The organism is Vibrio sp. 2134-1 (assembly GCF_033339495.1).
This window is the reverse complement of sequence record NZ_JAWOUS010000207.1, coordinates 1-913: the sequence shown is the minus strand read 5'-3', so window position 1 is coordinate 913 and position 913 is coordinate 1. Positions and strand designations below refer to the sequence as shown.

Annotated in this window: 1 protein-coding gene; it reads left to right on the top strand. The window is 45.6% G+C overall.

Going from position 1 to position 913, the window contains the following annotated elements; translation table 11 throughout:
* Positions 1 to 18 precede the first annotated feature (18 nt).
* Positions 19 to 913: 3-phosphoshikimate 1-carboxyvinyltransferase (gene aroA / locus R7R78_RS24965; RefSeq protein ID WP_225474480.1), on the top strand; the 895-nt coding region annotated here is incomplete at its 3' end.

Sequence of the window (913 nt, the reverse complement as noted above, 5' to 3'; positions counted from 1 at the left end):
AAGGATTATCAACTTTTAATGGAAAGCCTAACGTTACAACCTATCAATAAAATTCAAGGGGAAGTGAACCTTCCTGGTTCCAAAAGTGTTTCTAATCGAGCACTTTTACTCGCTGCATTAGCAAAGGGGACGACTCGTCTCACCAACCTTCTCGATAGTGACGACATTCGTCACATGCTAAACGCACTCACTAAACTAGGCGTGAAGTACACATTATCTGCAGATAAAACAGAATGTGTGGTTGAAGGCCTTGGTCGTCCGTTCTCAGTATCAGAACCTGTCGAGCTCTTTCTGGGCAATGCGGGCACAGCCATGCGACCTTTAGCAGCCGCACTTTGTGTTGGCCAAGGTGAATATGTGCTTACTGGCGAGCCTCGTATGAAAGAACGACCAATTGGTCATCTTGTGACTGCATTGCAAGAGGCGGGAGCAGATATTGAATATCTGGAAAACACAAACTACCCACCACTAAAGATTGTCGGTACTGGTCTGAAAGCAGGCACAGTGTCGATTGATGGTTCTATTTCTAGTCAGTTTCTCACGGCTTTTTTGATGTCTGCACCACTTGCCGAAGGCGAAGTGCGTATTAAGATTGAAGGTGATTTGGTATCAAAGCCTTACATTGATATTACGCTGCATATCATGAAGCAGTTCGGTGTCGAAGTGATCAACAACGACTATCAAGAGTTTGTGATTCCAGCTGGTCAGCACTATGTTGCGCCTGGTGATTTTCTTGTGGAAGGGGATGCTTCGTCGGCCTCTTACTTTTTAGCGGCGGCTGCAATCAAAGGCGGTGAAGTCAAAGTAACTGGCATCGGTAAAAATAGCATCCAAGGTGATATTCGATTTGCTGATGCGCTAGAAAAAATGGGCGCAGAGATTGAATGGGGCGATGATTACGTTATTTCCCGCG